The 17,650-nt window shown below is 65.2% G+C and carries 21 protein-coding genes; 13 read left to right on the forward strand and 8 right to left on the reverse strand.

From position 1 onward, the window contains the following. Position 1 precedes the first annotated feature (1 nt). The gene (locus LE197_RS23040) at positions 2–841 is read right to left on the reverse strand and encodes an AraC family transcriptional regulator (protein ID WP_106469697.1); all 840 of its coding nucleotides are present in this window, start codon (positions 839–841) and stop codon (positions 2–4) included. A gap of 613 nt (positions 842–1,454) precedes the next feature. Here LE197_RS23040 and LE197_RS23045 point away from each other — a divergent pair. After that, complete coding sequence (locus LE197_RS23045; RefSeq protein ID WP_033939133.1) at positions 1,455–2,282, forward strand: DUF932 domain-containing protein; 828 nt, start codon at positions 1,455–1,457, stop codon at positions 2,280–2,282. 78 nt (positions 2,283–2,360) lie between these two features. Continuing rightward, positions 2,361–4,418: a ParB/RepB/Spo0J family partition protein gene (locus tag LE197_RS23050; RefSeq protein WP_106468521.1), complete on the forward strand. Its 2,058-nt coding sequence runs from the start codon at positions 2,361–2,363 to the stop codon at positions 4,416–4,418. A gap of 61 nt (positions 4,419–4,479) precedes the next feature. On the opposite strand, the gene LE197_RS23055 is transcribed toward LE197_RS23050, so the two are convergent. The 3 genes from LE197_RS23055 to LE197_RS23065 all read right to left on the reverse strand — a co-directional run bounded on the left by LE197_RS23055 (position 4,480) and on the right by LE197_RS23065 (position 7,176). After that, positions 4,480–4,767, reverse strand: a complete 288-nt coding sequence (locus LE197_RS23055; protein WP_106468520.1) for a putative quinol monooxygenase — start codon at positions 4,765–4,767, stop codon at positions 4,480–4,482. A gap of 79 nt (positions 4,768–4,846) precedes the next feature. Beyond that, complete coding sequence (locus LE197_RS23060) at positions 4,847–5,365, reverse strand: GNAT family N-acetyltransferase (RefSeq protein WP_106468519.1); 519 nt, start codon at positions 5,363–5,365, stop codon at positions 4,847–4,849. A gap of 344 nt (positions 5,366–5,709) precedes the next feature. Beyond that, positions 5,710–7,176, reverse strand: coding sequence for a diguanylate cyclase domain-containing protein (locus LE197_RS23065; RefSeq protein ID WP_106468518.1), 1,467 nt, complete (start codon positions 7,174–7,176; stop codon positions 5,710–5,712). A 943-nt stretch (positions 7,177–8,119) separates the two neighbouring features. Between LE197_RS23065 and LE197_RS23070 the strand changes: the two genes are divergently transcribed. After that, positions 8,120–8,434, forward strand: a complete 315-nt coding sequence (locus LE197_RS23070) for a DUF736 domain-containing protein (RefSeq protein ID WP_106468516.1) — start codon at positions 8,120–8,122, stop codon at positions 8,432–8,434. Positions 8,435–8,481: 47 nt separating this feature from the next. On the opposite strand, the gene LE197_RS23075 is transcribed toward LE197_RS23070, so the two are convergent. Next, entirely contained in the window at positions 8,482–8,772 is a 291-nt protein-coding gene (locus tag LE197_RS23075; protein ID WP_006452450.1) for a helix-turn-helix domain-containing protein, read from the reverse strand. A 268-nt stretch (positions 8,773–9,040) separates the two neighbouring features. On the opposite strand from LE197_RS23075, the gene LE197_RS23080 reads away from it, so the two are divergent. The 4 genes from LE197_RS23080 (at position 9,041) to LE197_RS23095 (ending at position 11,785) form a co-directional block, all read left to right on the forward strand. Then, positions 9,041–9,388, forward strand: coding sequence for a DUF2958 domain-containing protein (locus tag LE197_RS23080; RefSeq protein ID WP_199792477.1), 348 nt, complete (start codon positions 9,041–9,043; stop codon positions 9,386–9,388). Between the two features lie 345 nt (positions 9,389–9,733). Then, a complete protein-coding gene (locus tag LE197_RS23085; RefSeq protein WP_106468514.1) occupies positions 9,734–10,504 on the forward strand; it encodes a DUF2285 domain-containing protein in 771 nt (256 codons plus the stop codon). Positions 10,505–10,616: 112 nt separating this feature from the next. Beyond that, positions 10,617–10,901, forward strand: a complete 285-nt coding sequence (locus tag LE197_RS23090; protein WP_106468513.1) for a helix-turn-helix transcriptional regulator — start codon at positions 10,617–10,619, stop codon at positions 10,899–10,901. A gap of 26 nt (positions 10,902–10,927) precedes the next feature. Then, on the forward strand, positions 10,928–11,785 hold the full coding sequence (locus LE197_RS23095; RefSeq protein WP_106468512.1) for a replication initiator protein A: 858 nt from the start codon (positions 10,928–10,930) through the stop codon (positions 11,783–11,785). A gap of 162 nt (positions 11,786–11,947) precedes the next feature. On the opposite strand, the gene LE197_RS23100 is transcribed toward LE197_RS23095, so the two are convergent. Continuing rightward, positions 11,948–12,088 (reverse strand): hypothetical protein, encoded by a 141-nt coding sequence (locus tag LE197_RS23100; RefSeq protein ID WP_158704774.1) that lies wholly within the window; start codon positions 12,086–12,088, stop codon positions 11,948–11,950. Here LE197_RS23100 and parA point away from each other — a divergent pair. The 6 genes from parA (at position 12,087) to LE197_RS23130 (ending at position 16,586) form a co-directional block, all read left to right on the forward strand. After that, positions 12,087–12,725 carry a ParA family partition ATPase gene (gene parA / locus LE197_RS23105; protein ID WP_106468511.1) on the forward strand — a complete coding sequence of 213 codons (639 nt, stop codon included), beginning with the start codon at positions 12,087–12,089 and terminating at the stop codon, positions 12,723–12,725. The genes LE197_RS23100 and parA overlap by 2 nt on opposite strands. Beyond that, the gene (locus LE197_RS23110) at positions 12,722–12,991 is read left to right on the forward strand and encodes a chromosome partitioning protein ParB (RefSeq protein ID WP_106469695.1); all 270 of its coding nucleotides are present in this window, start codon (positions 12,722–12,724) and stop codon (positions 12,989–12,991) included. Before parA ends, LE197_RS23110 begins: the two co-directional genes overlap by 4 nt. Next, on the forward strand, positions 12,988–13,545 hold the full coding sequence (locus LE197_RS23115; protein WP_106468510.1) for a DUF2840 domain-containing protein: 558 nt from the start codon (positions 12,988–12,990) through the stop codon (positions 13,543–13,545). Before LE197_RS23110 ends, LE197_RS23115 begins: the two co-directional genes overlap by 4 nt. Then, positions 13,542–14,141 (forward strand): S26 family signal peptidase, encoded by a 600-nt coding sequence (locus LE197_RS23120; protein ID WP_024892197.1) that lies wholly within the window; start codon positions 13,542–13,544, stop codon positions 14,139–14,141. Before LE197_RS23115 ends, LE197_RS23120 begins: the two co-directional genes overlap by 4 nt. After that, the gene (locus tag LE197_RS23125; RefSeq protein WP_226033710.1) at positions 14,138–14,407 is read left to right on the forward strand and encodes a hypothetical protein; all 270 of its coding nucleotides are present in this window, start codon (positions 14,138–14,140) and stop codon (positions 14,405–14,407) included. The genes LE197_RS23120 and LE197_RS23125 overlap by 4 nt, the downstream gene beginning before the upstream one ends. A gap of 184 nt (positions 14,408–14,591) precedes the next feature. Continuing rightward, on the forward strand, positions 14,592–16,586 hold the full coding sequence (locus tag LE197_RS23130; RefSeq protein WP_019396546.1) for a relaxase/mobilization nuclease domain-containing protein: 1,995 nt from the start codon (positions 14,592–14,594) through the stop codon (positions 16,584–16,586). Between the two features lie 6 nt (positions 16,587–16,592). Here LE197_RS23130 and LE197_RS23135 read toward each other — a convergent pair whose 3' ends face one another. Then, positions 16,593–16,859: a glutaredoxin family protein gene (locus LE197_RS23135; protein ID WP_008786730.1), complete on the reverse strand. Its 267-nt coding sequence runs from the start codon at positions 16,857–16,859 to the stop codon at positions 16,593–16,595. 10 nt (positions 16,860–16,869) lie between these two features. Beyond that, entirely contained in the window at positions 16,870–17,568 is a 699-nt protein-coding gene (locus LE197_RS23140) for a DUF305 domain-containing protein (RefSeq protein WP_024892198.1), read from the reverse strand. Positions 17,569–17,650: the final 82 nt, after the last annotated feature.

Below are 17,650 nucleotides of genomic sequence, written 5' to 3' on the forward strand. Positions count from 1 at the left end.
GTCAGGCCCGGAAACGGCCGGGCGTCACACCGGCATGCGCCTTGAACACCCGCTGGAAATGGGCCTGATCGGCGAAGCCGAGATGCTGGGCCACGTCTGCAAGGCTGTCACCGCTGCGAATCCACTCCCTGGCGAGGTTGACGCGCTGGTTGAGTTGCCAGGCGTGCGGCGTCATGCCGGTGACGGCGCGGAATGCCCGGATCACCTGATAGCGGCTCATGCCTGCCAGCTCTGCCAACTTCTCCAGGGTGGTAGTGGCGGTGGGCGAAGCACACAGACAGTCCAGGGCGGGCCGAATCCGCTCCGCCAGGTTCGACGGCACGGTCGGCCCTTTGATGGAGAGCCCCTGTTCGGTGTCGTAGTCCCCGACGAACTCGATCAGCGCGGCTTCCTTCTCGATCGGGTCGCCTTCCTTGAACAGCAGCACGTTGAGTCGGCAGAAGTGCGCATAGACCGCCGGATCGGTCACGATGCGCACCGGCTCGTCGTCCATCGCGTCGGTTCGGGCGTACTCCCGCCGAACAGCCTGGAGCCACGCGGCGTCCAGGTGCAGCATCTGGTAGCTCCAGGCGGTGTCCGGAGCCGGGTTGCACGCATGGACACGTGATGCGGGCACGAAGACGAGCGTGCCAGGGGACAGGAGAACCGGGCCATCGGCGGCACCGGTGAAAACGCTGGTGCCGCCATCGACGGCACCAATGGAAAAGGTCGGGTGATGGTGGGGCTTGTAGCAGGCCCGGCTCTGGCAGGCGCGGCGGCTCTCGACGAAGGGCAAGGCCGGATCGCGCCAGAATGCCTGGGTATCGCTGCGTTGGCCTGCACAGTACGGACGGCTAGTCATCGTTTCGAGATCGGCGTCCATGCAGTCTTCGCACATTGTTGTTCTGAAAGGTGCGGTGTCTCGGAAACAGACACCCCTGGGTCGCTGGCAATTTTAGCTTCCGGGCCTGGAACAGGCATCCATGCATTAGCGTCCCCGGCCAAGAAGCATGGCCGGGTCGCGCTGTCGTGCGTTGCATCGAGCCTCGCTGCGCGAGTCTCGCCCCTGACGGGCTTCCATCCCTGACGCCTCCGGCCCGGCTTCCAGCTCCGGGCCTGCGCGCTTCGCTTGCGTGCGGTCGGCACACAGGGATGGCCGTTCCCATGTCCAGCCGTCTCCCCTGACCTCATCACCTTGTCCGCGACTGTAGCCCGCGGCCGTGTGCCGTCAAGGCGCGCAGGGCCGTGTCCTCGGCTGCGCCTGCGGGCCGCACCAACCCTGCGCTTTCCTCCTTGACGGCCCCCGTCCGCGCGCTCCTGACCGTCGCGGGCGATGAACTCAGGAAAGACGGTGGCAACAGGGCCAACCGGGTTCCTCGTGCCGACCGCACCGAACAGCCGAAAGGCTGGGCTCCGAATCTAGGAATCCGGTGTGCGGTTTGAACAGCAAACCCTTCTTTGTCAGGAGAAAGACCATGCAACTCGCATCCCGATTCGCTTCCCGTTCCCCCTCGCTGCGCAGCGATTACCCGCTGTCCGATGACCAGATTCACCGCGTGGCCCCGTCCATCTTCGCGGATGCCCCGCATGAGAGCCGTTCCGAGCGGTACGCCTACATCCCCACGTCCGCCGTGCTGGCCGAGCTTCGCAAAGAAGGATTCCAACCCTTCATGGCTTGCCAGACCCGCGTGCGCGATGAAGGCAAGCGCGAGCACACCAAACACATGCTGCGCCTGCGCCATGCCAGCCAGATCAACGGCGCGGAAGCCAACGAAATCGTCTTGCTCAATTCCCATGACGGAACGAGCAGCTATCAGATGCTGGCCGGCATGTTCCGGTTCGTGTGCAGCAATGGCCTTGTCTGCGGCGACACCGTGGCAGACGTGCGCGTGCCCCACAAAGGCGACGTGGCCGGTTCCGTCATCGAAGGCGCTTACGAAGTCTTGCGTGGCTTCGACCGCGTGAAGGAATCCCGCGATGCCATGCGCGCCATCACCTTGAACGATGGCGAATCCGAAGTGTTCGCCCGCGCCGCGCTGGCCCTCAAGTACGACGACCCCGACAAGCCCGCGCCCATTACCGAATCGCAAATCCTGATGCCGCGCCGGTTCGATGACCGCCGCCCGGACTTGTGGAGCGTGTTCAACCGCACGCAAGAAAACCTGACCCAAGGCGGCCTGCGCGGGCGCAGCGCCAACGGACGCCGCCAGCAAACCCGCCCGGTGCAGGGCATCGACCAGAACATCCGCCTCAACCGTGCGCTTTGGCTGCTGGCCGATGGCATGCGCCAGTTGAAAGCCTGAATCCCCACGCGGCTGGGGCAGGCAGCAGCCCTTGCCGCTTTCTTCGCTGCTGCATCCCAACCGCAAGGAGTTATCACCATGAATGCCATTACCCAAACCGAAGCCCGCGCCATTCAAGCCCACGCGCTGGAAGCCGCCGACCCGACCAAGAACCTGATTCTGGTGCCGCTGTCGCGGCTGGTGTCGCGGCCCACTGGCCGCAACGTGCGCAAGACCCCGCGCATGTCCATCCCCGAACTCGCCGCCAGCATCCAGCGTGTCGGCCTGCTGCAAAACCTGATCGTGATTGCCGCCGCCGATGGCGAGCATTACGAAGTCGTGGCAGGTGGCCGTCGCCTCGCTGCGTTGAAGTTGTTGGCGAAGAAGCACCGCATCAGCAAGGAATGGGAGGTGCCTTGCCTGCTGGTGGCCGATGCCACCGCCCGCACGGCCAGCTTGACCGAGAACGTACAGCGCGAAGCCATGCACCCTGCCGACCAGTTCGAGGCATTCGCCGCGCTGGTGGCCGAAGGCCGCCCCATCGAGGACATTGCAGCGGATTTCAGCGTCACGCCGCTGGTGGTGCAACGCCGCTTGAAACTCGCCAACGTCTCGCCGCGCCTGCTGGCCGACTACCGCGCCGAGGCCGTCTCGCTCGATCAGTTGATGGCCCTTGCCATCACCGACGACCACGCCGCGCAGGAGGCCGCGTTCTACGATGCGCCGACGTGGCAGCGCCATCCGTCCCACTTGCGCGAACGCCTGACCGAGCGCGAAATCGACGCCCACCGGCATCCGCTGGTGCGCTTCGTCGGGCTGGACACCTACGAGCGCGAAGGCGGCGGCATTCGCCGCGACCTGTTCGCGGAAGGCGATAAGGGCGTGTATCTGGCCGACGCCGCGCTGCTGGAGCGGCTGGCGCAAGACAAGCTGGCGGGCATCGCCGCCGAAGTGAAGGCCGAGGGCTGGGCATGGGTGGATGCCACGCCCGGCATGACCCATGCCGACCTGCACGCCTTCCAGCGCGCCCCGCAGGAACGCCGCAGCCCGAACAAACGCGAAGCGCAGCGCATCGAGAAGCTGCAAGCCAAGCTGCACGAACTGGCCGAAGCCGTGGATGCCGCGCTGGACGCCGACGACGAGGAAAAAGCCGATGCCTTGCAGGAAGAAGGCGAAACCCTGGGCGAACAGTTGCAGACGCTGGAAGATGGCTTGCAGGACTACGCCACGAACGTGAAGGCCGCAGCCGGTGCCATCGTCACCATCGACCGCAACGGCGAAACCGTGATTCATCGCGGGTTGATGCGCGAAGCCGAAGCCAAGGCGCTGCGCACGCTGGAACGCTTGCGGCAGGGTTTCGGCAGCGAAGGCGAAGCCGCGAACGACGAAGAAGGCGAGAACGACGAGCAGCCCAAGACCGCCGCCATGTCCGACCGGCTGGCGCAGCGGTTGAGCGCCCACCGCACCGCCGCGCTGCAAATCGAAGTCGCACGGCATCCGCAAGTCGCGCTGGCCGCGCTGGTGCATGGCATGGTGCAGACCGTCTTGCAGGACAGCCATTACGGCCACGATTTGCCGCTAGGCGTGAGCCTGAAAGTGCAAGGCCGGCTGGAAGGCATGGCCTCCGACTGGCCCGAGTCGCCCGCCGCCGTGGCCCTGCGCGAATTGCAGCAGGTCGCGGGCGAAGCGCTGCCGCAGGACAGCGCCGAACTGTTCGCCGCGCTGCTGGCGATGGAGCAAGGCGAACTGGTGCGGCTGCTGGCGGTATGCGTGGCGGCGACCGTGGACGTGGTGACGCCTCGCGCCACGACGCACCAGCCGGGCGCGGAACTGGCGCAGGCCGTGGGGCTGGACATGGCGGCATGGTGGAAGCCGACCGCAGAAGGCTACTTCCGGCATGTGCCGAAGGCCGTGATTCTGGAAGCCGTGGGCGCGTTCGCGCCATCGCACGTCACCCGGCTGGCGAAGCTCAAGAAGGCCGACATTGCCAGTGAAGCCGAACGGCTGGCCGATGGCACCGGCTGGATGCCCGCCATTTTCCGCGCCGAAGCCCCGCAGCAGGACGCGCAGGCCGTGGCGGCGGATGCGGGCGCGGAAGCGCCGGAGGATGCCGCCGCCGTGGCGGATGTGCCGCAGGCCGAGGCGCTGGCCGCGTGACCTTGCACCGCAGATAAGCGCCCCGGTTCCGGCCGGGGCGCTTCGGCGTGTCAGGCTTGGCTTACTCGAAGGCACCCATGAGCAGATAGGTTCCAGGCGACCGTTGATGCTTATCTATCAGTGGCACCAATCTCTTGAAATGCTCGGTATTGCAGTGTGCATCCAACGCAGCACGATCAGGCCATTCCTCTATGAAGATAAAGTGTCCAGGGTCTTTCTCGTCGATGAAAAGCTCGTAAGACACGCACAACGGTTCTTCTTTGGTTTTCTCGACAAGCTCCCGATACAGGGGAATGACATTCTCGATGCACTCTGGCTTGATGAAGTCTTGGGCAATCACTTTGAGCATTAGTCATACATCCGGCTATTTGGCATAGCGGTCATTCGTTCCATAGTCTAAAACGCCATGCCGCCGCCTTCGCGCTGGCTCAGGCGGCGGCGTTGAAGGCATCGCTGTAGTGCGCGATGCCTTCCGGCACTGTCCCATGCAGGGGCAGCGCCATGAAATAGCCGGGCGGCACGCCCGGCAGTTGCAGCCCCGCATGGGCCTGAAAGCCAAACCGCGTGTAGTACGCGGGATCGCCCAGCAGTACGCAGCCTGCGGCCCGCATGGTTCGCAGTTCGGTCAGCGCCTGTTCCACCAGGCGCGAACCGATGCCTTGCCCCTGCCTTTGCGGTAGGACGGAGATTGGCCCCAACCCGTACCAACCATCAGCCTTCCGTCCTTGGTCATCGGTAATCATGACGGGGGACAGTGCGACGTGGCCGACGACCTGCCAATGTTCCTCGGCCACGATGGAAAGCGTCAGTTCATTGGCTGCACGCAAGGCGCACACGATGAACTGCTCAGTGTGGCTGGTGTGCGGTGCATCGGCAAAAGCGGCAATCGTGACGGCTTCGATGGCTGCAATATCGTCCGTGGTTTCGTGTCGGAGCTGGATGGTCATGTGCTTATCTTGGGTTTCTTACTGAAAATATAGAACGACCTGGGCGTGTCGGCGCCATGCGCCACCGGGCTTTCGGGCTGCGCCCCGTGCCGCCGGTGGCGTCACGGCCATTCGGCTTCAATCCCTCACGCCTTCGCGCCTGCGGCGCTGCGCGCTCCGCTTGCGAGATAGCCAGCGTCCCGACGCAATAGGTGGAGCGTGGGCGGCTACGCCCCGGCTTGCTGCGGCAGGTTGTGCGAAAGCGTGCCGTCCCCGACGCTGGCGGTTCGTCGCCGGTAATTCTGGAACCGCAGACTGCAGCCCCCAATGCGCCCGTATAGGAGTTCTGCGGACGCGCGAACCCGCTAACTGTGCTCGCGGAAGCAATTGCGCCCCTCGCGCTTGGCACAATACAGCGCACGATCCGCATCCCGGATCAGGGCTGCAGATGAATAACTCCCAGGAATGGCCGTCGCCGCGACACCGATGCTGATCGTCACTACACCATGAGAGCTTCCTGCGTGTTCAATGCCCAGTGCCTTGATGCGCGACACAGCTTCCTGCGCCATGCGGCAGGCCACGGCAAGCCCGCATCCCGGCAGCAAGATCGCGAACTCTTCACCACCATAGCGAGCTACAAGGTCTTCGGGCCGATGGACAATCGAACTCAATTCATGAGCAACCCTGCGTAGACATTCGTCACCTTCCTGGTGGCCGTATCGATCGTTGAAGCCTTTGAAGTGATCGACGTCGATCAGCAGAATACTCCCCATGGTTGGCACCAGTGGGGCGGCCTGAAGCATCGCTGCGAGGTGATTGTCAAAGGCTCGCCGGTTGGCAACCAGCGTCAGCGCGTCCGTTCTCGACTCTTCGATCAGCTTGATTTCATTGCCGAGGGTCTCGATCAATTTACGATCCAGCCATAGGGCAGCCCCTAGCAGAAGCATGACGATAAGCCCTCCACCGACGGCCCCCATGGTGATCAATAGCGGCATGGTCGAAAGCGCTTCGTCCCCGTCCAAACCGACTACGAGGCATAAGTCGTAGGGGGGAACAGGAGCGGAAGCAGCGATTATGAGGTTCCTGTGTCTATCCTTCGCTGACACAGAGCTGGCCTGCCAGGTCGTCCGGGTTGCATCTGACTTGCACTGATCGCCATTCTGCGCCACTTCATTATTCAGTCTGGAGGAAAGCAAGACGACGCCATCGCTATTCACGAGGTTGATCAACCCCTGCGGGCCCAAGTCGAATTGCTGGTAAAGCGCTTCGAAATAGCTTGTTTTGAAACTGATGAGCACGACGCCGCCAAACGTGTCGTCCGGTTTATTGAAGCGTCGGCTGATGGTCAGAATGCGCTCGCCGTCCATGCGTGAAAGGATGGGCTTACCCACGTAAGATTGATCGTCATCGTGATTCTGATGAAAAACAAAATAATCACGATCGGAATTATTGGCGAGAGCGACACCCTCCTGTTTCGGTGAAAGCACCCAATTTCCATGCTCGTCGTACACGAAAATACCTTGAATCCGATCTGATCGCCCCAACTGCCTGAGAACCAGAGCATGAAGCTTCTCGGGATCGATTCGCGCAGCTCCTTCCATTAGATCGACCATCGGGCCCAATGTCGCATCGGCCATTTTGAAGGTGTCATCAAGCTGCCTGGCAAGCGAGATCGCCAAATTTTCTGCGTTGTCTTCGGCGTGATCGATGGCGGCAGCACGCCCTGCAATAATGGATAGAATCACTACACCAATCACCGCGCAGCAGGCTGAAAAGATGACGGCATGCAACACGAAGCGATGAAGCCGCTGTTTGATTTTCTTGCTTATCATTGCAAACTCATTATTCGATGGGCCAAACAGTAACCCTGTCCAGAAACAAAATCAGATTCAGTTGACGACCTCAAGCCGATGCAAAGGCCAGAGGGCATCAGGGCTGTTGGCCCATCCCCATTCAAGCGATGCCCAACCTCAACGAAATTTACACAAAGCAAAGACCGTTCGGAAGTTTCCCACTGATGGGAACCTCCAAGAACCGGCCGTTCCATTAAACTCTGAGTCCCCGAACCACAGGGCTGTCAGCGCATGTTCAGCCTATTTGCCGTGCGCGCGCCATAAGCCCCACCTTCAAATGACCTGAAGTGCCAGAGTCATTTTCGATCCAATTGGTGGCCCGGGCCTGAACCAACTCGCCGAAGCCGCATGAGCAGTGCGAGAGCAGCGCGCCCGCCGCAACAGGCCTGCGCGGGCCTACGCAGCGACTTGCTGCGGCAGGTTGTGCGAAAGCGTGCCGTCCTCGACGCTGGCGGTTCGCGCCTGTACGTCACAAAGGACGGTTCACCGACACGCCACCCGGCCTCGCTATGGAGCATCCACGCCACGCCTCAAGCATGTTGCCGCAAGCAGCGGCAAGGGGCGTTCTTGCTTGCCGTTGGGCTGTTGGCCTTGCCCGCGTCAGGGCGCAAGCCGGTGAAGCCGTCACTCGGGGATGCCGAGTCGGCCACGTCTCCATTCGGGAGTGGGCGGCCCGTGCGTCCTTGGCTTGTCGTGAATCCTGGCGAGGGAACGGCTGCGCCTTGGGCTTCATGGCCGCAACCTTCCAGCGAAAACAATTTCCCCGCCGCTGCGCGGCTTCCTCGCGCAGCAAATTCTTTTCGCTTCCAGGTTCTCCACGGTGTTGCGACCGCTGCGCGGTGCGGCCAGCCCATCCCCCGCCGGCCGGATCACAACAAGGACGCACTGGCGCGACCTTGTTCAACCCGAAAGGAGAAACATCATGGCAAACATCGGCACCTTCACCGCAGAGAAAGACGGCTTCACCGGCACGCTTCGCACCCTGACGCTCAACGTCAAGGTCAAGCTGGTTCCCAACGACAAGGGCGACAGCGAGAACGCCCCCGATTTCCACCTCCAGGCGGCCGGCCACGAGGTCGGCGCGGCGTGGAAGAAGACCAGTGAGGCCGGGCGCGAGTACCTGTCCGTGAGCATCGACGATCCTTCGTTCCCGGCGACGGTGTATGCCCGCCTGATCGAGAACGAGGACGGCACGCACGACCTGATCTGGTCGCGCAGCAAGCCCAAGGCGGCCTGACGGCCGCAGCGCCCCGCCCGTTGCGGCGGGGTGTTTCCTTCCAGCGGCTATGCCTCGGCGGCTTGAAGTCGGCTTTCCGCCTCGGCCATCAGTACCGCGGTACTGCATTCCAGCGCACCGGCGATCTTGAAGATCACCGCCAGGGTCGGCGCATGTTCGCCGCGCTCGATCTTGCCCATGTGCGAGCGCTCGATGCCCGCCAGGTTGGCCAGCGTCTCCTGGGCGATGCCGCGTTCCGTACGCAGCGCACGCACCGCCGCGCCGAAGGCCTGGGCCAATTCGGCGTCGAAGGTAGTGGCACCGACTGGTCGGCCGCGCTGGACGGGTCGCTTCTGCATAGACAGAAGCGTCGATTCGCAACACAATTAAAACCACGTTATCTTTAACTCATTCATCCAATCTCACCTGTTTTCGTGCCTTTACAGAAATCCGCCTCGGCGGATTTCTTCAAAAGCGGAGAGCCTGATCCGTGTCTTTCCTGACTTCCGTACATGCGCCTTCGTGCCTCTACGCTTCTGCGGATGCGTGGACTTGCGCATCTGTGCATCCGTGCGGAAACGGGGATACGCTTCGGCGGCTTCGTTCATTCGTGGAAGGGACACGGCCGTGATCCCGCTTGTCACCGATGAAGAACGGGCGCGGTTGCTGGCCAACGGCCAGGCCCGCGCCACCGGGCAGGACACCGATCCGGTGCCGACTGTGCGGCTGTTCACCCCGGACGCGCACGCGACCTGGTTGCTGGCCTCGCTCGATCCCGCCGATGGCGATACGGCCTACGGCCTGATCGACCTGGGGATCGGGATGCCCGCCTTGGGGACGGTGAAGTTGTCCGACCTGGCTGCCATCGTCGGGCCGCGCAAGCTGCCGGTGCGGCGGGATCGGTATTTCCAGGCGGCACGCCCGCTGTCGGAGTACGTCCGGCTGGCGCAGGAGAACGGCTCGATCACGGACTGATCGAACCCTGCGCAGTCCGTCCAGCCGGGACGCATTGTGACTATTTCGGTCTTAGTCGAGACCGTGCGGGTCTGATTCCGCACTCTTGCACCGAAGCGGTGCGACTGTGTTGGAAACAGTCACGATCTTTGGCGCGGGCTGCGGCACGGTGTCCAGTGCTGCGCACCATTTTCCGGCGGTGCAGCCGTCGCGTTCAGACGATTTTGGCAATGCACCGGAGCGAATCGGTCTTGACACCACAAGTTACAGCTTACCCCGATCTTGATGGCAGTTTGATGTTGAAACGGTAGCTCCGCAAGCCGCAATCCATAGCGACGTTCCTGCTGATCGACAGGAGGCTGCGTCATGGCTGATTCGAGCGCCGCACACTGGTATCCGACCGCAGCGTATCTCTACACGCTGCATCTCGATGGCCCCGCGCTGGCGTGGGAGTACCTGCGCAGGAATCCCGACTACCGGCGCGACTGGCTGCGCCGTCGCCGCCAGCCGGACGCGGCGCAGGCTTGGGGCCTGCGCCTGTTGGAAGATCCCGCCCTGGATGCGCGTGACGCGCATCCGGCCTGGTTCCCCGACCACGATGCCGTGGTGCAGCTTTACCCCGATGCCGATCCGCCACCCGATGCCTATGCCTTCGAGTTCTGGCGCGTCCCAGGCCGCAAGCACCTGATCCACGACGGCAAGCGCCTGGTGCTGGTGTCGCACTGGCCGGGCTGCTGCCTGCGACTCGCCCTCGGGCCAGGGATGGAAGACGGCATGGCCTACCTGTACGCGACCCGCGCCTGCGCCACGCCTTGCGCGCGCTATCGCACGCTCGCGGCCGAACTGGACGCCCTGGCCGTGGCGACGGCTGCCGCGCCTGCGGCGGCGGCCCGTTCCCGGCCCACGCCCACCGCGCTGCTGGAACTGCACACATTCCAGGCGCTCGACGCGACCCTGACGGGCGCGTCCTTGCGCGAGGTGGCCGAAGGGCTGTTCGGCGCGGATGCCGTCGCGGCCGACTGGCACAAGGACAGCGCCTTGCGTGCCCGCGTGCGGCGGCTGGTGCGTCGTGGCGAGGCGCTGATGCGCGGCGGTTATCGCCGCCTGGCGCAGCTTCCGCCAGTTGCACCGCATTAGGGGGGGGCGTTTCGCGCCCCCTGCAAATCGTCCCTTAGCAGGAAGCCTTGCTTTCTTGAAAGTGCCTCTATCCGGCCGCGTGGTGTGGCCGGGCTTGATGGAGGTACATCCCATGCGACCTGCTCCCTTGCGGCCTGCCGCCGCTGCTGTCGCTGCGCCCGCGCAGCCCCAACGCTACCTGACCAACGACGAGGCCGCCGAATATCTGCGCCTCAGCCCGCGCACGCTGGAGAAACAGCGCGTGATCGGCGGCGGGCCGAAGTTCCGCAAGTTCGGCCGTCGCGTCATGTACGCGGTGTCCGACCTCGACGCCTGGGCCGATGCGCGCAGTTTCGATGCCACGTCCGACCCCGAGTATGCCGAGCGCCATGCGGGTGACTACCGTGATCGCCGCTGATCGTTGGTTCACGGGTGGCCGCCGTCATGTCCAGTCCCGCGCTGCCGTCCCGGCAGCGGCCGGCACAGGAGCGCGAACAGCTCGACCTGTTCCGCGCCTTGCCCGGCGACATGGCGCCGCGCGACAGCCAGGACTTGATGGCCTATCCGTTCTTCTCGCTGGCGAAGTCGCGGCGCACGGCGCCGATCGACTTCCGTGCCGGCAACGTGACGATCCGCGTGGAAGGCACGCAGGAACACGGCATCGCCACCATCTGGGATGCCGACATCCTGATCTGGGCGGCCTCGCAGATCGTGGAGGCGAAGGATGCGGGCCTGCGGCCGTCGCGGCTGATGCGCGCCACGCCCTACGAGATCCTGCGCTTCATCGGGCGAGGCAAGTCGCTGCGCGACTACCAGCGCCTCAAGGCCGCGCTGGATCGCCTGCAATCGACCACGGTGGCCACATCCATCCGCGAGACGACCGGGCGACGCCTGCACCGCTTCTCGTGGATCAACGAGTGGAAGGAGCTGGCCGATGCCAGCGGCACGCCGCTGGGTATCGAGCTGATCCTGCCGGATTGGTTCTATGCGGGCGTGCTCAATGCGGCCCTGGTGCTGACCATCGACCCGGCGTATTTCCGGCTCACCGGCGGTATCGAGCGCTGGCTGTACCGCCTGGTGCGCAAGCACGGCGGCAAGCAGGAATACGGCTGGCAGTTCGACTTCCGCTACCTGCACCAGAAATCCGGCAGCACCGCCAAGCCCTACGACTTCGCCTGCGACCTGCGCGCACTGGTGGCGCGGCAGTCGCTGCCCGGCTACGTCCTGGGCATCGAGCGGATGCCGGACGACGGAACGGAGCTGCTGACCTTTCGGCCCGTGCCGCCTACGGCACGGGGATAACTTCGGGACAAGCTGTGAATGGTGTCGTGCTATCAGGCGTGCGGGGTATCGTGCTATCAGGCGTGGCACTATCGTGCTATCAGGCGTGCCAATCGGCCGCAAACCCGCGCCAGCACTGGGTTTTCTCGCCCTCTAACATTACTAACTTAAATTCTCTAACTTTTAGTAGAGAAGCGCCGTTTCGGTGGACAACTGCCGAAAGGCAAAAAGCGCCGCAGTACCGAAGGCAAAGGCAGACCAAAAACCAACCCCGTTCGGCAAGGCAAAACCACGCTGGCTTTCCAGTTCGGAGGGCCGCGCCATGATCGTCGCCTTGCTCAACCAGAAAGGCGGCGTCGGCAAGACCACGCTCGCAACCCACATCGCTGGCGAGCTGGCGATGCGTGGGCAATCGGTCGTCCTGCTGGACGCCGACCCGCAAGGTTCCTCACTGGACTGGACGCAGCGCAGAAGCCAGCAGGGCTTGCCACGATTGTTCAGCGCCGTGGGCCTCGCCCGCGAGACGCTACACCAGGAAGCCCCAGAACTCGCCAGGCGGGCCGATCACGTCATCATCGACGGGCCACCCAGGATCGCCGCCTTGGCGCGCTCCGCGCTGCTGGCGGCCGAGCGCGTGCTGATCCCCGTGCAGCCCAGCCCCTACGACCTGTGGGCCAGCGCCGAGATGGTGGCACTGATCCGCGAGGCCCAGGTGTTCCGGCCTGCGCTGCGCGCGGCCTTCGTCATCAACCGCCGCGTCAGCACCACGGTGATCGGTCGGGAGGCGCGGCAGTCGCTGGCCGAACAGCCGCTGCCGGCACTGCGCGCCGAGGTTCGCCAGCGCATCGTCTTCGCCGACAGCGTGGCCGCCGGTCGGCTCGCACGCGAGACGGCGCCGGACAGCGCCGCCGCACGCGAGATAGCCGCGCTGGTGGACGAACTGCTGCGGTGGCCGACATGACTGCAAAGCCATCACGCAGCAAGCGCGTCGGCATCGGTGCGCGTCCGCCCGCGAATCCGCACGCCGAGGCGTGGATTCGCCAGGGCGACGCCGATGCGCTCAACAAGGGCGACCTCTACACCGCACGCCTCACGCTCGACGTGACGCCCGCGCTACGCGCGCGCATCAAGATCGCCGCCTTCGGCCAGGGCGTGACCGTGGCCGAAATGCTGCGCGGCCTGCTGGAACGGGAGTTTCCCGACAAGCGCCCGGAGAACCTGCCATGAACGCATCCGTTCTGCCTGCCGCTCACGCGGCGACGGCTGCACCGGCTACTGCGTCGCTGCCTTCGCTTTCGACGCTCGCCGGCGAGGCCGGCAACGTGCCACTGACGCGCGTGGCGCTGGCCTACATCGAACATCGCTTCAAGCTCTACCTGCGCTTCGGCGAACCGGCGCGCATGCTGCGGCTCGACCGCTGGCGGCGCTGCGCGGTGTTCCTGCCGCGTGCAATGTTCTGCCGCGTGCGCTGGGAAGCAAACGACTACGGCACGATCCGTTGGCAGCTCAAGGTGATGCAAGCCGCCACGCCACTGGACGACATGCAGCGCATCCCCGGTGTGCAGCCGGGCGCACGCCTGCTGCTGCACGCCGAAGGCGAAAACGCGGTGCGTGTCGTGCTGGAACGCATCGACAACATCGACGCGCAGGGTATCGCCGCCATCGACGTGTCGCCCGCGTACTGGCGCACGCTGGGCAACCGTCTGGCGGCCCGCCTGGCGCTGCCCGAATACACCGCCGAGCGGCACGCCGCCTGGCTGGCCGGGAGGGCGCTGCCATGACGGCCCGCTCCAACACCACATGCACGCACGAACCCGCGCCGCATCCTCGCTCGCGCCTGCGCGTTCGCATCGTGCTGGCGGGCTTCTCCGCTGTCGGCTTCGCTGCGCTGGCCTGGGCAGCTTTCGTGTCGCCGCTGCCGCGTCTGACCTACAACCCGTCCGACAGCGTGGCGGTCGGTTGGTATCGCATTGAACCGTTCGACCCGCGCACCGCCTCGCTGCCACGTCCGCTGTCCGTGGACAGCATCGTGCTGGTGCCGTTGCCCGACAGGGCCGCCATGCTGGCTGCGCAGCGCGGCTACCTGCCGACGCGCGTGCCGCTGCTCAAACGTGTGGGCGCGGTCGCGCCGCAACACGTTTGCATCGTCGCCGGGCAGGTACGCATCGACGGCGTGCCTGCGGCCGCCGTGCTGCCTGCCGACCGGCTGGGCCGGCCGCTGCCATCCTTGCAGCTCTGCCGCCGCCTTGAACCGGGCGAGCTGTTCCTGTTAAGCGTGACCAATCCGGCGTCGTTTGACAGCCGCTATTTCGGCCCGGTCAGCGCATCCGCCGTGATCGGCATCGCGCACCCGGTCTGGCTGGAGACACGCCCATGATGGCCGCCGATTCGCTGCACGTCGCCGTGCCTCTCATCGTGCCATCGAGCATGTCGTTCCAGTGGCTGCTGCCGTGTCGTCGCGCGTGTGCAGCGCGGGCGCATTCGCGCCGCGCTTCGCGCAACATCCGGCGCAGCCATCCAGCGTGCAGGCGTCTTTCCTCGAACGCGCCCGGCCTGCGGCCATTGGCGCGTTCGCCGGTGCGCTGGCTGCAAGCAGCTCAGCGCCGCCGGGCCGCCGATGCCCGGAGCGACAGCGAGGGGTAAAGGCGGAAGGCAAGACAAAAGGACGCGGCACCGGGCCGCGTCGAAAGCCAGTCTGCACATGGGGGTGGCGCGGCACGGAGCGGCTTTGCCGCCGTGCCGCGTTCGGCGCGAAGGTCGCGCCAATGCAGGCATGTCCGCGTGCTTCGCACGACAGGACACGCCAGAGCTTGCAGGGAGCGCAGCCATGACCGACCGCCGCGACGACGATTTCCGCGTGCGCCCCAGCGCCCCGAAGAACCGGGGCAAGGGCCAGGGGCAGAGCTTCGTTTCCAAGGTGCTCAAACAGGCGGGCAAAGCCAGCAGCGGCAAGTCCACGGTGCGCCGTCCGGCATCGGCGAGTGGCACCGGCCAGCGGCCCGGCTCGCGCCTGGGGCGCGGCCACACGGCAGCACGCTTCGCCGGGGCGAAGCTGACGCCTATGTCGCGGCGCGCGACCATCAAGACGCTGCTGGTGAACCACCAGCGGGCCAGCCCGCAGTCGCTCGCCAAGCACCTGCGCTACATCGAGCGCGACGGCGTGGGCCGCGACGGCGAGCCGGGCCAAGCCTACGGGCCGCAGACAGACGTGGCCGATCTCGACGCCTTCAAGGAACGCTGCGCCGACGACCGGCACCATTTCCGCTTCATCCTCTCGCCCGAGGATGGCGCGGAGCTGGAAGACCTGCGCACCTACACGCGGCACCTCATGGGCCGCATGGAGGCCGACCTGGGTACGGGCCTCGATTGGGTGGCCGTGAACCACTGGAACACCGACAACCCGCACACGCACATCGTCGTGCGCGGGCGCGACGACACCGGCAAAGACCTCATCATCGCGGGCGACTACATCGCCGATGGCTTCCGCTATCGCGCCGCCGAGCTGGCGACCGAATGGCTGGGGCCGCGCACCGAACTGGAGATCCAGCAGACCTTGCAGCGTGAGGTGGAGCAAGAGCGGTGGACGAGCCTGGATCGCACCCTCAAGCGTGAGATAGGCGAGGCCGGCGGCGATGGCCTGGTGCGCGTCGAAAGGTTCAACGCCCCCCGCTTGCAGCGCCAACGCCTGATGCTAATCGGCCGCCTGCAACACTTGCAGCGCCTGGGCCTGGCCGACGAGACGCAGCCCGGCACCTGGGCCATCCATGCCGATGCGGAAAAGACATTGCGCGCGCTGGGCGAGCGCGGCGACATCATCCGCACCGTGCAGCGGGCCATGCGCGGCGAGCCGCGCGAGCTGGCCGTGTTCGAGCCGGGGGACGATGGCCGAACCATCCTCGGCCGTGTGGCCGCGAAGGGGCTGGCCGACGAGCTGCGCGACCGGGGCTATCTGGTCATCGACGGGGTGGACGGCAAGGCCCATTACGTCGCGCTCAACGCCCGCGACGAGCTGGCGAACTACCCGAGCGGCGCCGTGGTGGAGGTGAAAGGCTCGGCCGACGTGCGCGCAGCCGACAAGAACATCGCCGCGCTGGCGAGCGATGGCCTGTACCGCACTGACCATCACCTGGCGATCGGGCAGGGCCGGGCCAAGGCCGGACGCGACCCGCAAGAAGTCGTCGCCGCCCACATCCGCCGGCTGGAGGCCCTGCGTCGGGCCGGCATTGTGGAGCGCGTTGCCGAAGGGCTATGGAAGGTGCCGGACGACCTGGCCGAGCGTGGCCGCCAGTACGACGCGCAGCGCCTGGGCGGCGTGGCCGTGGAGCTGAAATCGCACTTGCCCATCGAGCGGCAGGCCCGCGTGATCGGGGCCACGTGGCTCGACCAGCAGTTGATCGGCGGCGGCTCGGGCCTGGGCGACCTGGGCTTTGGTGGCGAGGCCAAACAGGCCATGCAACAGCGCGCCGACTTCCTGGCCGAACAGGGGCTGGCCGAGCGGCGCGGGCAGCGCGTGATCCTGGCGCGCAACCTGCTGGGCACACTGCGCAACCGGGAACTGGCACAGGCCGCGAAGGGCATTGCCGCTGAAACCGGCCTGGAGCATCGCCCGGTGGCCGACGGGCAGCGCGTGGCTGGCATCTACCGGCGCAGCGTCATGCTCGCCAGCGGGCGCTACGCGATGCTGGACGACGGCATGGGATTCAGCTTGGTGCCGTGGCGGCCGGTGATCGAGCAGCGGCTGGGGCAGCATATCGCCGCCGTGGTGCGCGGTGGCGGCGTATCTTGGGAGCTTGGACGGCAGCGCGGGCCAAGTATTTCTTGAGACCCTTCATCTACTTGTCGAACGGCCGAGCGCCTTCATCAGCCCCGGCTTCTGGCTCGCAAAGGTGCCATAGAAGACCTCATTACCGATGAGCGTGATCGGAGCCACGCGCACGCCGGTTCGTGACTTGGCTTCCGCAGAAATCTTCGGGTCGGTCAGGTCGCGTTCTTCAAACACGATGCTCTGCTGGGACAGCCACTCCTTCAGCACCCGACAGTCCGGGCAGGCTGGAGTGCTATAGATGATGATGCGCGGGGTGCTGGCTTGGTTCATGGTCGTGCCTTCACTTTCCCCGAGCGGCAAGCCAGCTCTTCATCATGGCGATCTCTCCTTCCTGCGCAGAGATAACCTCCTGAGCCAACTCGCGGACCTCCGGGTCCTTGCCGTACTGCAACGCCACCTTGGCCATGTCGATCTCGCCCTGGTGATGCGGGATCATGCCGCGCATAAAGTCCACATCGGCATCGCCGCTGAAGTCAATCATCATGTCGGCGTGCATGCGGTCATTGCCGGCACGGTAGGCGGTCGTCGAGGCGTCGCCCGAGCTGCCGGTCGCCGCCTGTTGGCCGCGTTCTCCAAGCCACTTATTCATCATGGCGATCTCGCCTTCCTGCGCAGAGATAACCTCCTCAGCCAACTTGCGGACCTCCGGGTCCTTGCCGTACTGCAACGCCACCTTGGCCATGTCGATCGCGCCCTGGTGGTGCGGGATCATGCCGCGCATGAAATCGACGTCGGCGTTGCCAGTGAACTGCGCTCCCATCCCCGCGTGCATCTGGTCGTTCACGGCGCGATACGCGGTCGTGGAAGGGCTGTCATTGGCCGAGGCGCTGGAGGGCATCGCGTGCCCTTGGTGATCTCCGCTCGCATTGGCCTGCATCACTTCACCCGACGGGACCACCTTCTTCTGAACGGCCATCAGGCCGATGGCGACCACGACGGCGCCCGCAATGAACAACAGGCTGAACTTGTTGACTCTCATGAAAAACTCCTTGAATGAGATTGATGGAGTCACTGTAGGGCTTCCCATTGTTGGAAGGTCAAGCCCCTCATTTCGCCGTTGA

It is taken from the genome of Pseudomonas sp. PS1(2021) (assembly GCF_020405165.1).
In the GTDB taxonomy this organism is placed as follows: Bacteria; Pseudomonadota; Gammaproteobacteria; order Pseudomonadales; family Pseudomonadaceae; genus Pseudomonas; species Pseudomonas aeruginosa.

Coding starts and splice junctions, on each gene's coding strand:
- LE197_RS23040 (WP_106469697.1), bottom strand. CDS start 841: ATGACTAGCCGTCCGTACTGTGCAGGCCAACGCAGCGATACCCAGGCA.
- LE197_RS23045 (WP_033939133.1), top strand. CDS start 1,455: ATGCAACTCGCATCCCGATTCGCTTCCCGTTCCCCCTCGCTGCGCAGC.
- LE197_RS23050 (WP_106468521.1), top strand. CDS start 2,361: ATGAATGCCATTACCCAAACCGAAGCCCGCGCCATTCAAGCCCACGCG.
- LE197_RS23055 (WP_106468520.1), bottom strand. CDS start 4,767: ATGCTCAAAGTGATTGCCCAAGACTTCATCAAGCCAGAGTGCATCGAG.
- LE197_RS23060 (WP_106468519.1), bottom strand. CDS start 5,365: ATGACCATCCAGCTCCGACACGAAACCACGGACGATATTGCAGCCATC.
- LE197_RS23065 (WP_106468518.1), bottom strand. CDS start 7,176: ATGATAAGCAAGAAAATCAAACAGCGGCTTCATCGCTTCGTGTTGCAT.
- LE197_RS23070 (WP_106468516.1), top strand. CDS start 8,120: ATGGCAAACATCGGCACCTTCACCGCAGAGAAAGACGGCTTCACCGGC.
- LE197_RS23075 (WP_006452450.1), bottom strand. CDS start 8,772: ATGCAGAAGCGACCCGTCCAGCGCGGCCGACCAGTCGGTGCCACTACC.
- LE197_RS23085 (WP_106468514.1), top strand. CDS start 9,734: ATGGCTGATTCGAGCGCCGCACACTGGTATCCGACCGCAGCGTATCTC.
- LE197_RS23090 (WP_106468513.1), top strand. CDS start 10,617: ATGCGACCTGCTCCCTTGCGGCCTGCCGCCGCTGCTGTCGCTGCGCCC.
- LE197_RS23095 (WP_106468512.1), top strand. CDS start 10,928: ATGTCCAGTCCCGCGCTGCCGTCCCGGCAGCGGCCGGCACAGGAGCGC.
- parA (WP_106468511.1), top strand. CDS start 12,087: ATGATCGTCGCCTTGCTCAACCAGAAAGGCGGCGTCGGCAAGACCACG.
- LE197_RS23100 (WP_158704774.1), bottom strand. CDS start 12,088: ATGGCGCGGCCCTCCGAACTGGAAAGCCAGCGTGGTTTTGCCTTGCCG.
- LE197_RS23110 (WP_106469695.1), top strand. CDS start 12,722: ATGACTGCAAAGCCATCACGCAGCAAGCGCGTCGGCATCGGTGCGCGT.
- LE197_RS23115 (WP_106468510.1), top strand. CDS start 12,988: ATGAACGCATCCGTTCTGCCTGCCGCTCACGCGGCGACGGCTGCACCG.
- LE197_RS23120 (WP_024892197.1), top strand. CDS start 13,542: ATGACGGCCCGCTCCAACACCACATGCACGCACGAACCCGCGCCGCAT.
- LE197_RS23125 (WP_226033710.1), top strand. CDS start 14,138: ATGATGGCCGCCGATTCGCTGCACGTCGCCGTGCCTCTCATCGTGCCA.
- LE197_RS23130 (WP_019396546.1), top strand. CDS start 14,592: ATGACCGACCGCCGCGACGACGATTTCCGCGTGCGCCCCAGCGCCCCG.
- LE197_RS23135 (WP_008786730.1), bottom strand. CDS start 16,859: ATGAACCAAGCCAGCACCCCGCGCATCATCATCTATAGCACTCCAGCC.
- LE197_RS23140 (WP_024892198.1), bottom strand. CDS start 17,568: ATGAGAGTCAACAAGTTCAGCCTGTTGTTCATTGCGGGCGCCGTCGTG.